Genomic DNA, 14,888 nt, shown 5'->3' on the forward strand with positions numbered 1-14,888 from the left:
CTTTTGAAATGACATCAATTTGTAGAAAAAGCAAATACATTCTTTTGCTGATTATTTTTTTTAAGATTCAGATAGGATGGTCTCAGGAAGAGGTTCTTAGTTTGGATCAATGTCAAAAAGAAGTTCAGGAATTTTTCCCATTAATGAAAGGAAAAGAACTTTTGAGTAAATCTTCGGATTTGAATACAGAGAATTTGAAACTTGCCTATTTACCAAAGATTTATGCCAATGGAAGCCTCAGTTATCAGTCCGATGTAACAGGTATTTCATTTCCCGGAATGAATACGCCCAAAGCGCCAAAAGATAGATACTCGCTAAACTTAGATGTGGAGCAGTTGATATATGATGGCGGAAAAACTCATGACAGGGTTGAGGTGGAGAAGAAATCTTCGGAGGTTGAAATTAAAAATCTGGAAATTCAGATGTATCAACTTCGTGAACGCGTTAATATGGCCTATTTTGGAATTCTGTTGGTTCGAAAAAGTAAATTGGTGATACTTGATAAACAAAATACTATTGTTAAACGCTTACAGCAATTGAAATCTGCCGTGGAAAATGGAATGGTTCTTCCTGCTAATTTAAAAATTATGGAGTCTGAATTGCTTTTAATAGAACAGCAGGTGCTAGAGCTAAATGCTCGTGAGGAATCCTCATTTAATGTGCTTTCTCAGCTAATGGGACGCAGTTTAAGTGTGAATACAAAACTCGAAGAAACAGAATATGATCAACTATCAGTAAATGGTTTGGAATCTAAGGATAGGCCTGAATATCAATGGTACTTAAGCCGGCAATCATTGTTGGATGCTCAAAAAGAGTTATTGAAGAAAGATAGATATCCGGTGGTATCAGCTTTTGGTCAGATGGGATATGGAAATCCCGGTTACAATCAATTAATGGATGAATTTGATACTTATTACATGTTGGGAGCAAAAATTTCCTGGAATATTTTCGATTGGAAATCAAATCGCAGAAAGCAAAAAGTAATTGGAATTCAAAAAGAGTTACTGGGAACCCAGGAGTTAAGTTTTACGCAAAATCAGCGTATTAATTTGGGGAAAGAAAGCAGTGAGATCAGGAAATTCGAAATTTTACTTGAAAAGGATGATGCCATCATCGAATTGCAGGAGGATATAAGCAGAAGTTCAGCCTCGCAGTTGGATAATGGTGTGATTACTTCAAGTGATTATTTAGAGGATTTGAATAAGGAAATTCAAGCGAAATTGAATAAAGAATACCATACAATTCAATTACAGCAATCATTGGCTGAGTTCAAACGAATCAAAGGAATTTAAATATCAATAAAATGAAACGTCCATGCCAAAGCGATTTTGACACTAAAGGGGATGATTATTCTAGCATAGAATCCCGAAAGCTTTGGGAACCATATGGCAAAAACTTAAAATTATAAGCACATGAAATTAACAACAATTATAGGAGCAGTTACTCTTTTCTTTGCTTTTGGCTGCAGTCAAAATGAAGCCGATTCGGATGCTTTTGGAAATTTTGAGGCTACAGAGTATATGATTTCAGCTGAAAACAGCGGTAAAATACTTGCTCTTGATGTAAATGAGGGAGATGTTTTCTCAGAGGCAAAACAAGTTGGAGTTATTGATACCACTCAGTTGTATCTGCAAAGAGAGCAGTTAAAAGCACAAAAGTCAGCTGTGGCCTCAGGAGTGAAGAATATCCTTTCTCGAATCGCGGTTTATCAGGAACAGATTTCTATCCTTGAAAAAGATAAATCAAGAATTGATAAAATGTTTGCAGACGGTGCAGCAACCAGCAAAGAAGTTGATGATGTTAATGGTGGAATTTTGCTTGCTCAGAAGCAGATACAAGCGGTTAAAACTGAGAATGCCAAGGTTTTGGGAGAGTTGGAGAGTCTTGATCGAAAAATTGAATCTTTAAACGATTTAATTGAGAAAAGTAAGATATATGTGCCAGAGGCCGCTACGGTTTTGGAAAAATATCATGAAGCTTATGAAATGGTGAATACAGGAACACCACTATTTAAACTAGCCGATTTAAGTTCGCTTGATTTACGGGTTTATATTAGTGGTGATCAGCTTTCAGAAGTTAAAATCGGTCAAGAGGTGAAGGTTTTGATTGATAAGAATAAGGTGGAGAATGAAACGCTTCAGGGAAAAGTGATCTGGATATCTTCCCAATCTGAATTTACACCCAAAATTATCCAAACAAAAAAAGAGCGCGTGAAATTGGTTTATGCTGTTAAGATTAAGGTGGTAAATGACGGACGTTTGAAGATTGGAATGCCGGGTGAAATTAGATTCAAATAGCATATGAACTCTACTGTTAGCATAAATAATTTATCGAAATCTTACGGTGACGTTTCAGCTCTTAAAGAAATTAATCTGAATATTAAATCGGGAGAATTGTTCGGATTAATAGGACCGGATGGGGCAGGTAAAACAACATTGTTTCGTTTGCTTGCGACTCTCTTGCTTCCCGATTCAGGTTCAGCAGCATTGTGCGGTTTCGAGATGGTGAAGGAGTACAGGCATATTAGAAATATATTAGGTTATATGCCGGGTAAATTTTCTCTTTATCAGGATTTAACGGTCTTGGAAAATCTTAACTTCTTCGCAACAGTTTTCAATACCCGAATTGAAGACAATATGGACATGATTCGTGATATTTGGGTGCAGATTGAACCATTTAAGGACAGACCGGCGGGCAAATTATCGGGCGGAATGAAGCAAAAACTGGCTCTTTGCTGTGCGCTGATTCATCAGCCAAAAATATTGCTTTTAGATGAACCTACAACCGGTGTTGATGCTGTTTCGAGAAGTGAGTTTTGGCAAATGCTGAAAGGTTTGAAATCAAAAGGGATCACTATAGTTGTGGCTACTCCTTATATGGATGAGGCAAATTTGTGCGAGCGGGTTGCGCTTATGCAATCAGGCGAAATTCTAAGTTTGGATAGTCCATCTGGTATAATTGCCAGTTTCGAAAAAGATTTGTACTCTTTTGAGGCAAAAGATACCTATCAGCTTTTGTTGAATTTACGCGCTTATCCATTTGTTAATTCTGTTTTTTTATTTGGCCAAAGTGTTCATTATACAGATGTTCGGGATGATTTTGTCCTGTCGGATTTGAAAGATTATCTGAAATCGAAAGGGCAGGATCATGTTGAAATTAAACAAATTGCGGCAGGTATAGAGGATTGTTTTATGGCTTTGAGTCAACAAAATACTGTTCAGAAATGAATTCAGATAAAAAAGTAATATCAGTAAGGAATTTGACTAAAAAGTTTGGCTCGTTTACAGCAAATGATGATTTGTCATTTGATGTATATCAGGGTGAGATTTTTGGCTTTTTGGGTGCAAACGGAGCGGGAAAGACAACTGCAATGAAAATTTTGTGTGGTCTTTCGTATCCAACATCCGGAGAGATAATGGTTGCCGGCTTAGATGTTTACAAACAAAGGGAAGAACTGAAAAGAAATATTGGCTACATGAGTCAGAAGTTTTCATTGTACGAGGATTTAACGGTATTTGAGAATATTCGTTTCTATGCCGGTATTTATGGGATGTCATTGAAGGATATCAAGTTGAAGTCGGATGATTTGTTGAAAAAACTGGATTTGGTTCATGCCCGAAATAAAAGAATTGGTGAACTGCCACTTGGTTGGAAGCAGAAACTGGCTTTTTCTGTTGCTATTTTTCACAATCCGGAAATCGTGTTTTTAGATGAACCAACCGGAGGGGTTGATCCGGTTACCCGAAGGCAGTTTTGGGATCTGATTTACGAAGCTTCCCGAAATGGAATTACCGTTTTTGTAACCACTCACTATATGGATGAGGCAGAGTATTGCAACCGGGTTTCAATAATGGTTGACGGAAGAATTGAAGCATTGGATACACCGGAAGGGCTTAAAAATAAATTCGACGCCAAAGATATGGATGAGGTTTTTCTTCGTTTGGCAAGAAAAAGTAATTACAAAGAGTAAGAATCTGAACGGATTTACTAAAAATATAAAGAGATGAAACGATTTATCGGTTTTCTGAAAAAAGAATTCTATCACATTTTTCGCGATAAAAGATCGATGCTGATATTATTTGGAATGCCCATTGTGCAGTTGCTGCTTTTTGGTTTTGTTATCACCAACGACCTTAAAGATGTTAAAATGGCTGTTGTTGATCATTCTAAAGATGAATATACATCTGAAATCATTAATAAAATAACCTCTTCGGGTTATTTTAAACTTGTTAAGAGTCTGGATGGCATTGCACAGGTAGATGAGCTTTTCCGAAAAGGAGAAACGAAGCTGGTTTTGGTGTTTGAGCCTGATTTCGGAAAAAACTTTATTAAAGGATCAAAAGCTTCGGTGCAAATATTGACTGATGCTTCGGAACCGAATATGGCTAGTTTAGAGGTGAATTATCTTCAGGGAATTCTTCAAAATTACAATCTGGAAATTAATAGAGGAAAGATAGTTCCCAGTCAAATCAGTACTCAAACAAGAATGTATTTTAACCCCAATATGGAGAGTGTATACATGTTTGTTCCGGGAATTATGGCCACAATTTTAATGTTGGTTTCTGCCATGATGACTTCTATATCTATAGCACGTGAAAAGGAAATGGGAACCATGGAGATTTTGCTGGTTTCGCCATTGCGTCCTTTGCAAATCATCTTAGGGAAAGTTACGCCTTATCTGTTTTTATCGTTTATTAATGCTTTGGTAATTGTCGGAATGGGCTATTTTGTATTTGGAGTTCCTGTTTTGGGTAGTTTCGCCTTACTTATGGCAGAGAGTCTTTTGTTTATTCTGATGGCTCTTTCTTTAGGAATCTTTATTTCAACAGTTTCGGACAGTCAGCAGGTTGCTATGATGCTCTCTATGTTTGCATTAATGCTGCCGACAATTTTGCTTTCAGGTTTCATTTTCCCTTTACGGAATATGCCTGTACCTCTGCAAATCATCAGTCATATTATTCCACCACGATGGTTCATTATAATCATTAAAAATATCATGTTAAAGGGATCCGGATTTGAATTTGTTTGGAAAGAAACCTTAATTCTTATTGGAATGACTGCTGGATTCATTGGTCTTAGCGTCAAAAAGTTTAAAATCAGATTGGAGTAATACCCATCGAGATTTAAATTTATTTTTAACTGCAATGTAAATAAAAGATGCGCACTATAAAATTCATATTACAAAAAGAGTTTCTTCAGATTTTTAGAAACAAGAGTATGTTGCCTGTAATTTTTGTTATGCCAATTATTCAGCTTTGTGTATTGGTATTTGCAGCAACTTACGAAATGAAAAACACCAATCTGTTTGTTGTTGATAAAGATCTTTCCAGCCATTCCCGTGAACTGATTTCCAAATTTAACGGTTCTCCTTTTTTTACCGTTAAGGATATCGATTTTTCGATTAATAACGCTGAAGATGAGCTTTTAAAGGACGATGTTGATGCGATTCTGGTTTTTGAAAATGGCTTTGGAAAGTTGGTGGATAAAAAAGAACCTGCAGAGGTTCAGGTGTTGGTAAATGCAATAGATGCCAGTGCTGCCGGATTATACAATGCCTATATTTTATCGGTAATACAGGAATATAATTTGCAGCTCAAAGCTAAACTTCAGATTGTAGGAAAAGACAACGGAATTCATTTGGTTCAAAATACATATTCCTTTTTGTTTAATCCTGAAATGAAATACATTCCCTATATGCTGCCCGGAATTCTGGTTTTATTGGTGACTGTAATTGGCTTGTTTTTATCTGCAATGAATGTGGTGCGCGAAAAGGAAATTGGGACTATCGAACAAATTAATGTGACACCAATTAAAAAATATCAATTCCTTATTGGAAAGCTAATCCCGTTTTTAGTGATTGGTTTTTTTGAACTGGGAGTTGGTTTACTACTTGCTGCATTTGTGTTCAAAATTCCAATTTTAGGTTCGGTTTGGTTAATTTATTTAGTTGCATTTGTTTATCTGCTTACTATTTTAGGAATTGGCTTATTAATATCAACCCAAACCGATACGCAGCAACAAGCTATGTTTATTGCCTGGTTTTTCATGATTATTTTTATCATGATGAGTGGGTTGTTTACGCCCACAGATAGTATGCCCATGTGGGGACAAAAACTGAATTATTTAAATCCTGTCGCTTATTTCATTAAAATAATTAGAATGATTATGCTGAAGGGATCCGGATTTATGGATGTTGCAAAGGAGTTAGGTATTCTGGGAGTGTACGCTGTTTCAATACTAGGGATTGCCGTAAATCGGTATCGAAAGGTTGCTTAATAACGTTGGTTTTTGTCTGATTCTGAAGGAAGCTTACAAAGTCTTGACTTTGTGCGATTATAGTCTGCTTGTAAATTGGATGAGTTAACTGATCACTCTATTTTACTGAAGTTGAATGTTGAATTTATTGAAACAGGGGATTATTTACCGGTAAAAATGTGGCGTTAACCTATTTCCAATTTCATGTTTTGTCAATATAATTTTATTTTGAAATCTATTTAAATCTTCCATCATGTTTGCAGAACATTATAAATTTCATGAGCCATTACATTTGGAGTTTCTTAAAATTGAAAGGAAGCGGGCCGGTATTATTTTAGTTCTTTTCCTAATCAGCTCTGTGTTAATTCCAGTGCTGCATCATTTAAGTCCTAATTTATTGAGAGCCTCTTTGAATAACAAAAAGTTTGTTGATTCGATGCTCTTTTGGTGGATGATTTTTTTCTTGTTCGAAATTTTTGTGTTTATCCGGATGAATTGGCTCATTAGAAACAAGCGCTCCATTTCTAAGAAAGTTTTGATTCCCAATTTAATTATGGAGTTTGGATTACCTGCCGTTATTCTACTTAATGCAATAAAATATGACAACTCACTTTTGCTGTTGGAATACGATGGGTTTACTTTTTATTTTTTGCTTTTGATGCTGTCGGCAATGCATCTTGATTTTAAGATATCTCTGGGGGCCGGCATATTGGCTTGCATTGGATATTGGGGTGTTTCTTACTGGGGGATACAATTTTTGAAACCTGTTGGTGATGTTGAGCAAATGATTGAAATTTATTTGATGAGGAGTATGGGATTATTGTCAGCAGGAATAGTTGCAGGCGTGGTTGCTGCAGAAATACGAAAGAGGGTGAATAATCTGCTGAAAGCAAAAGATGATCAAAATGAAATGGAATCTCTTCTTGGTCAGCAGTTATCAACACATATAGCGAAAGAATTGATTTTGCATAAAAATGATAAGGTGGGGCAAAAAATGACAGGATCTATTATGTTCATGGATATTCGTAATTTCACATCAATGGCCGATCAGCAAAGCCCTGAAGAAACTATCGAATTTCAAAATGCAATTTTTGATCCTCTTATCCGGATTATCGAGAAGAATAATGGAATTATTCACCAAATATTGGGGGATGGATTCATGGCTTCTTTTGGTGTTGCAGTTGAAAATCCAAATCATGTGGTTGATGCATATTGTGCGGGTGTTCAAATAGCCGAAGTTATTAATCATTGCAGGAATGAAATAAACGGTGATAAAACCCGTGTTGGTATAGGTCTTCATTGTGGCGAAGTAATTACGGGGAATATAGGGAATGAAATCCGTAAACAATTTTCCATTGCGGGCAAAAATGTAATAATAGCTTCCCGAATAGAACAATTAAATAAGCAATTCGATTCACAATTTTTAGTGAGCAGGGCAGTCGCTGATCAATTAAATGGCAATCGTAATACTTTAATTGATCTTGGAAAAATTAAGATGAAAGGAATTGACGAAAAAATTGAATTGTTTCAGGTGGTATAATTCATTAAAAACCAGCATTCCTGACATCAAGCAACTTCAGTTTTGTTTTTATCCTCGCGTATAAAACAGCTTCTATTCTGTTTTTTTTCATTTTAAATACCATTTTATTCATAATTATGCTTTTCAGATTGCTTTAAAGTAGATGAACTTACACCTTTATATATGGCTTGATTTTGTTCAATTGACTTGTTTTGGTGATTAAATAAATTATATTTGCGATAAAAATCCCTATTTTTAATATTTATAAATAGAGGCTAATTTAGAATGGTATTACGAAAAAATATAAACATTTTTGTACTCTTAATAGTAGAAAGAATGTACTGGCTTGTTGCTGGGATGAGTTGTGATGTTGAAATATAACAAGTTGAATCAAATTACATTTAATGATTGTAAGAAGATTAGTATCAATAATTATCGTTGTCGTTCTGGTTATTCTTGACCAGACGTTAAGTTTCTCTACACAGGAAGCTCCCGCTGTGCCGATCAATAACAGTATCGAAGCAGTGTCTCATAGAATTTCAAATAAATTATCTGATTGCGATCAAACTAAAAGGGCTGATAAAATACTAAATCGCTTTTTAAGGAGGTGGGAAGTAGCAGGCGCAACCGTTGCTATTGTTAAAGATGGTAAATTGGTTTTTGCGAAAGGCTATGGTTATTCTGATGTGGATAAAGAGAAAGAGGTTGTGCCATCCAGTTTGTTTCGAATTGCGAGCGTTTCTAAATTGGTTACTGCAACAGCAATTATGAAATTGCAGGAGGAAGGTAAATTACATTTAGATGATTATGTTTTTGGGGAACATGGTATTCTGAATGATGAGGCGTATAGCAACATTAAGGATAGGCGAACCAAAAGAATTACTGTGGAGCATTTACTGCGTCATTCATCTGGATTTTCAAGCAAATACGGAGATCCAATGTTTTTGCCTTTGGCGATAGCGAAAAAAATGAATGTTGAACCACCAATCGATGCTCAAACTACGATTCAGTTTGCTTTATCAAGAAGATTAAGCTTTACACCCGGAACCAGAGGGAGTTATTCTAACCTGGGTTACGCTATTCTCGAGAAAGTAATTGAGAAACTGGCTGAAGAACCCTATGAGGCATATGTTCAAGCTCATATTTTAAATCCTTCGGGAATTTTTGATATGCATTTAGGGAAAAGCCTTCAAAAGGATCACTTCCCTAATGAGGTAAATTATTACGAGCAGTCTGATGCGATTAAAATTTCTTCGTTTGACGGATCTGGAAAAACTGTTTTTAGAAGCAATGGTGGAAATAATTTGGAAGTTCTTGGAGGTGCGGGTGGTTGGATTGCATCGGGCGCTGAACTGATTAAATTTATGATGGCCATTGATGGTGATGATACTCTTCCAGACATTCTTTCCAAGAAAAGCATAAAATATATGACTACGCCAAATAAGCTTGGGCATAGCCCAATTGGCTGGAAAGGAACCCGAGGGGATGGTACATGGTGGAGAACCGGTACTTTAGCAGGAAGTTCAGCTTTGTTAAAGCACTATAAAAATGGCGTAAGCTATGTAATCATTACAAATAGTTCTACTTGGCGCGGATCCGATTTTACTAAGGATTTAAGTGTGCTGATGACTCAATTTTTAAGGTCGGTAAAGGAATGGCCGGATCATGATCTTTTTAATCATTTTGAAGCCCGCCAAGAGGTAATTGCTCTTGATAAATTGCCGTCCTATCAAGATTGGAGCTAAATCTAATTTTTCCACGTTCTCTTTTTCAGAGTAAATTTAGTTTTTGATTGCTCCCAAATTTCATTTGAGTACCCGTCGTGTTTTTTAATTGTTCATTGAAAGGTTTCGTTGTTATTTGTGTAATGTGGTTTACTTATGCGATTTAGTTGATTACTCAAATAAATTAGATCCTTTCTTTGTATTTCCAATAAAGTGGTGGGTTTTGTGATAATTTATTACTAAAAACCAAACTAATTAGATAGATTGAAGTAAAATGTCATTAAATGGTATTGAATTCTAATCAAGTTTGGTATTTTTGCATTCAAATTGAATAATACACAAACACAAACATACTTAACAAATGGAAACTCGTAGAATCTTAGCTATTAATCCTGGCTCCACATCTACTAAGATCGCTGTATTTCAAGGAGATAAATCTGTCTTTTTGAAAAATATAAAACATTCGAACGAAGAATTGGCTCAGTTTGGTAAAATTTCTGAACAGTTCGAATTTCGTAAGAATATTATTATGAAAGAGCTTGTAAATGCAGAAATTCAAATAGATTTAATCGAAGCAGTTGTTGGAAGAGGAGGATTGGTAAAACCAATTGAATCTGGAATTTACTCGGTAAATGAGCGCTTGAAAGAAGATTTAAGAATTGGTGTTCTTGGAGAGCATGCGAGTAATTTAGGTGGTTTAATAGCCGATAATATTGCTCAGGCATTACCAAGAGCGAAAGCTTATATTGCAGATCCGGTTGTTGTTGATGAAATGATTGATGTTGCCAGAATATCTGGGCATCCGGAATTTCAAAGAGTGTCTATTTTTCATGCTCTGAATCAGAAAGCAATTGGCCGGGCTTTTGCGCAGTCGGTTGATAAAAAGTATGAGGAAATTAATGTGATTGTTGCTCACTTAGGTGGCGGAATTTCTGTAGGTGCTCACTGTAAAGGACGAGTAATTGATGTAAACAATGCTTTAGATGGTGAAGGACCGTTTTCTCCTGAGAGATCGGGTACGCTTCCTGCCGGAGCATTGGCAAAACTTTGTTTTAGCGGAGACTATACCCTTGAAGATGTAAAAAAGATGATCAAAGGTGAAGGAGGTTTGGTTGCTCATTTAGGAACAAATGATGCTTATGATGTTGAGTTAAAAGCCAAAGCCGGTGATGCAAATGCAAAATTGATTCAGGATGCTATGTCCTATCAAGTTGGGAAATCTATTGGAGAAATGGCAGCAGTTTTAAAAGGTAAGGTGGATGGAATTCTTCTAACTGGTGGAATTGCTCATAATCCTGATTTGGTAAATTATATTAAAGAAATGGTTTCCTTTATTGCTCCTGTGGTTGTATATCCCGGAGAAGATGAAATGAAAGCATTGGCAATGAATGGATATATGGTTCTGCGTGGTGAAATTCAGCCCCGGGAATATTGTTAATAATATAACAGTCTAATAAAGAAGGCCTTCGGTAATGCACCGAAGGCTTTTTTTGTGCTGTATGTGAAAAGTTGCAGTTTAAAAGAAGTCTAAATTCAAATTAGCTATGTTTTACAGCATTGTCTGTTGAATATAAAGAAAAATTATTATGCGAATTTATTTATTAAGATATTATATTTTATAGGGTATCCGTTGATTTCGATATATTATGTGATGTTGATTTTTTCAGTAAAACGTTTAATGTGTTGTGTTAGAGTTGGTAGAATTAAATAGAGAAAAATTTCTTTATTTTTTTTATCTTCAAAGAGAAACTCTATTAATATTAACTCTTAAACCATTACTTTATGGATTTTCAAGAAAAATTAGTGCAGGATTTGGTTTCCAAACACGGGAAAGACCGCGAAAATCTGCTTCCAATATTACAAGGAGTGATTGATCAGGAGCGATTTCTTTCTGAGGAAGCAATTCTAAAAATTTCGAAGGAAATGAGTATTCCTGCTGCAGATGTTTATGGAACTGCAAGTTTTTACTCTTTTCTGGACATTGAACCACGAGGGAAGTATGTAATTCGTGTATGTAAAACCATCACGTGTGCAATGAAGGGGAAAAATCAAATTGTTCTCGCATTAGAGAATTTTTTGAAAATTAAAGTTGGTGAAACTACAATCGATAAAAAATTTACCATTCTTCAAACAAACTGTTTGGGGTGGTGCCACAAGGCTCCTGCCATGTTAATAAACGATGAGGTATATACAGAGCTAAGTCCGGAGAAAGTTGTGGATATTCTGCGTGAGTACAAGGAGAAAAATTAAACATCAAAACCTAACAAAGCAAAACTAACATCTAAATACCCTTAGGTATGACAACAACAGCAACTAAAAAACAACTTCATAGAATCGATTTGATCTTTAATAATGATGATGATTGTAAAGAGATTCTTCGAAATGCATTGTCAAGATCTGATCAGGAGATTGTCAATGAAATGGTGAATTCTGGTCTTAAAGGCAGAGGTGGGGCAGGTTTCCCAACAGGATTAAAATGGAAATTGACTGCTGAATCTAAAGAAAAAGAAAAATATGTAATCTGTAATGCAGATGAAGGAGAACCGGGAACGTTTAAAGACAGGGAAATATTAACTAGAGTACCTCATAAGGTTCTTTCTGGCATGGCTATGTGTGCCAAAATAATCGGAGCACAAAAAGGCTATATTTATTTAAGAGGAGAATATAAATTCTTAGTTCCTGATTTAAAGAAAGAGCTAAGAAAATTTCATGATATATTGGATGAGTTGGGATTGGATTTCCGAGTTGAAATTTTTTTAGGAAGCGGAGCATACATTTGTGGTGAAGAGAGTGCTCTGATTGAATCCATGGAAGGCAAAAGAGGGGAACCTAGAAATAAACCTCCATTTCCTAGTGTGAATGGCTTTAAAGGAAAACCTACAGTAGTTAATAATGTGGAAACTCTGGCACATTCGTACACAATATTAAAATTTGGAGCCAAAAAGTTTAGAGATCTTGGAGTTAAGGATTCTCGTGGTTCTAAGGTGTTTTCCGTGTCCGGAGATACTCCAATACCAGGAATTTATGAGTTGGAATTGGGGATGACAGTTCAAGACTTTGTTGATGATTTTGGCGATGGCGATTGCAAGGCCGTGCAGGTTGGTGGTGCTTCGGGTTTTTTGGTTCCGCGTAAGCGTTTTGGAAAAACGACTATTGGTTACGAGGGGAAATTAACTGGTATATCCTTGCCTACAGGTGGATCCATGATGATCTTTAATAGTTCACGATCCATGTATAATGTTCTTAATAATTATCTTGAATTTTTTGAGGAAGAATCTTGCGGACAGTGCACTCCATGCCGGGTTGGTTGTCAGCAACTTTTAAAAGGAATTAAAGCGGTTAAACGTGGCGAAAAACCAACCTCTTATCTCGATCAACTACTTAAATTAACTGAAACCATGAAGTTGACAGCTAAATGTGGATTGGGTCAATCGGTGGCGAATTCGTTTTCGTCTATTGTAGAAAATTTCCGCGAGGAGATGATTTATTAGTAAGAAAATAACCAATCTGAATTTTGAACAATTTAAACTGAAATTGATATGTCAAACATGGTGAATTTAACAATTAATGGAATTGCTGTTAGTGTTGAGGAAAATAAGACCATACTCGAGGCAGCAAAACATCTCCATATAAAAATACCTACGCTTTGTTATCACAAAGACCTTTGTGTAGCAGGAAACTGCAGAGTCTGCGTTGTCGAGCAAGTGGGTAATCATAAATTAGTAGCTTCCTGCGCCACTCCTGTTGCAGAGGGGATGGAGATCAATACAAACACTTTAAAGGTAAGAAATTGCCGCAAGCATATTATTGAGCTTTTACTCACAGAGCATAGAGAAGAGTGTACAAAATGCTATCGTAACGGGCATTGCGAATTGCAGGCATTATCTGCAGAATATCAAATCACAAATCAGGATTTTATTGATTTGGTACCGGATAAAAATTATACTGTTGACAGGCTTTCTCCTGCAATTGAGAAGGATGACAGCAAGTGTATCCGTTGTCAGAGATGTGTTCGAACATGTGCGGAAATACAGAGTGTTGGAGCTATTGCGGTTGCTCATAAAGGATCTGAGATGAAGATTTCTACATTTTTCGATCGATCGCTTGACGAAGTTGTTTGTACCAATTGCGGTCAGTGTATTGTTCATTGTCCCACGGGAGCATTAACCGAAAAATCATATGTAGAAAAAGTATGGGATGCGCTCGCCGATCCGGATACACACGTTATTGTACAAACAGCTCCGGCCGTTCGTGTTGGATTAGGAGAGGAATTGGGTTTAGGACTGGGAACCCGAGTTACAGGCAAAATGGTTTCTGCTTTAAAAAGATTGGGTTTTGATTCCGTTCTGGATACCAATTTTACCGCTGATTTAACCATTATGGAGGAAGGAACTGAATTGCTGACCCGATTAAAGCGGGCACTTGTGGATGATGATCCTGATGTTGCCTTGCCAATGGCTACTTCTTGTTCTCCGGGGTGGGTAAAATACATAGAGCATAAGTATCCTGAGTATCTGCCTAATCTTTCTACTTGTAAATCACCGCAACAAATGTTTGGTGCTTTGGCAAAGACGTATTACGCTAAAAATGTAAATGTTGTGCCGGAGAATATCGTATCTGTTTCTATTATGCCTTGTACGGCTAAGAAATTTGAGGCAAATCGTCCTGAAATGAAAGACAGCGGTTATAAGGATGTTGATTTTGTATTGACTACCAGAGAATTGGCCGTAATGATAAAACAAGCAGGTATCGAATTCGAAAAATTAAATGATGAAACTTTTGATTCAATAATGGGTGTAGGTTCTGGTGCAGGGGCTATTTTTGGTGCTACTGGCGGTGTTATGGAAGCTGCATTAAGAACGGCTTACGAGATTGTTACAGGCCGCGAAGTTCCATTTGATAATTTGGAGATTATTCCGGTTCGTGGCTTGGAAGGAGTAAAAGAGACAACTGTTAAAATTGAGGGAACTGTTGAAGAGTGGAATTTTCTGGAAGGAGCCGAATTGAAATGTGCAATAACTAATGGTCTCGAGAATGCTCATAAATTGCTGGAAGCAATTAAGAGAGGCGATAAATTCTATCATTTTATTGAGATAATGGCTTGTCCGGGCGGATGTTTGGGCGGTGGCGGTCAACCATTCCCTGTTGATAATGAAATTCGATTGCAGAGGATGAATGCTCTTTACGAAGAGGATAGAAATCTTCCAATTCGAAAATCTCATGAAAATCCTGAAATTGTTCAGATTTATAAGGAGTTTTTGGATGAGCCTCTAAGTCATAAATCACATAAACTTCTTCATACTTCTTATGTGAAGAGGGAACAGTATTAGTGTTTAATTAAAGACTAATGAGTGGTTATTGGTAAGTAAAAAAAGATCCGGTTGTGGCCG

General features: G+C 36.4%; 12 protein-coding genes. All 12 read left to right on the plus strand.

What is annotated here, in order from left to right:
- Positions 1-8 precede the first annotated feature (8 nt).
- The 12 genes from GQR60_RS05580 (at position 9) to GQR60_RS05635 (ending at position 14,828) form a co-directional block, all read left to right on the plus strand.
- Positions 9-1,292, plus strand: coding sequence for a TolC family protein (locus GQR60_RS05580; protein ID WP_124991976.1), 1,284 nt, complete (start codon positions 9-11; stop codon positions 1,290-1,292).
- Between the two features lie 120 nt (positions 1,293-1,412).
- On the plus strand, positions 1,413-2,297 hold the full coding sequence (locus GQR60_RS05585; RefSeq protein WP_124991977.1) for an HlyD family secretion protein: 885 nt from the start codon (positions 1,413-1,415) through the stop codon (positions 2,295-2,297).
- A gap of 3 nt (positions 2,298-2,300) precedes the next feature.
- Positions 2,301-3,227 carry an ABC transporter ATP-binding protein gene (locus GQR60_RS05590; protein ID WP_124991978.1) on the plus strand — a complete coding sequence of 309 codons (927 nt, stop codon included), beginning with the start codon at positions 2,301-2,303 and terminating at the stop codon, positions 3,225-3,227.
- A complete protein-coding gene (locus tag GQR60_RS05595) occupies positions 3,224-3,970 on the plus strand; it encodes an ABC transporter ATP-binding protein (protein WP_124991979.1) in 747 nt (248 codons plus the stop codon). Before GQR60_RS05590 ends, GQR60_RS05595 begins: the two co-directional genes overlap by 4 nt.
- Positions 3,971-4,003: 33 nt before the next feature.
- The gene (locus tag GQR60_RS05600; RefSeq protein WP_124991980.1) at positions 4,004-5,110 is read left to right on the plus strand and encodes an ABC transporter permease; all 1,107 of its coding nucleotides are present in this window, start codon (positions 4,004-4,006) and stop codon (positions 5,108-5,110) included.
- 47 nt (positions 5,111-5,157) lie between these two features.
- Entirely contained in the window at positions 5,158-6,276 is a 1,119-nt protein-coding gene (locus GQR60_RS05605; RefSeq protein ID WP_124991981.1) for an ABC transporter permease, read from the plus strand.
- Positions 6,277-6,508: 232 nt separating this feature from the next.
- Positions 6,509-7,795 (plus strand): adenylate/guanylate cyclase domain-containing protein, encoded by a 1,287-nt coding sequence (locus GQR60_RS05610; protein WP_124991982.1) that lies wholly within the window; start codon positions 6,509-6,511, stop codon positions 7,793-7,795.
- Between the two features lie 383 nt (positions 7,796-8,178).
- Entirely contained in the window at positions 8,179-9,519 is a 1,341-nt protein-coding gene (locus GQR60_RS05615) for a serine hydrolase domain-containing protein (RefSeq protein WP_191991592.1), read from the plus strand.
- Between the two features lie 340 nt (positions 9,520-9,859).
- Positions 9,860-10,936 carry a butyrate kinase gene (gene buk / locus GQR60_RS05620; protein WP_124991983.1) on the plus strand — a complete coding sequence of 359 codons (1,077 nt, stop codon included), beginning with the start codon at positions 9,860-9,862 and terminating at the stop codon, positions 10,934-10,936.
- Positions 10,937-11,280: 344 nt separating this feature from the next.
- Positions 11,281-11,748, plus strand: coding sequence for an NADH-quinone oxidoreductase subunit NuoE (nuoE, locus tag GQR60_RS05625; protein WP_101310358.1), 468 nt, complete (start codon positions 11,281-11,283; stop codon positions 11,746-11,748).
- Between the two features lie 47 nt (positions 11,749-11,795).
- The gene (locus tag GQR60_RS05630; protein ID WP_101310357.1) at positions 11,796-12,989 is read left to right on the plus strand and encodes an NADH-ubiquinone oxidoreductase-F iron-sulfur binding region domain-containing protein; all 1,194 of its coding nucleotides are present in this window, start codon (positions 11,796-11,798) and stop codon (positions 12,987-12,989) included.
- Between the two features lie 57 nt (positions 12,990-13,046).
- Positions 13,047-14,828 (plus strand): NADH-dependent [FeFe] hydrogenase, group A6, encoded by a 1,782-nt coding sequence (locus GQR60_RS05635; protein ID WP_225441348.1) that lies wholly within the window; start codon positions 13,047-13,049, stop codon positions 14,826-14,828.
- The last annotated feature ends 60 nt before the right edge of the window (positions 14,829-14,888 follow it).

It is taken from the genome of Labilibaculum euxinicum, from assembly GCF_009795715.1.
In the GTDB taxonomy this organism is placed as follows: Bacteria; Bacteroidota; Bacteroidia; order Bacteroidales; family Marinifilaceae; genus Labilibaculum; species Labilibaculum euxinus.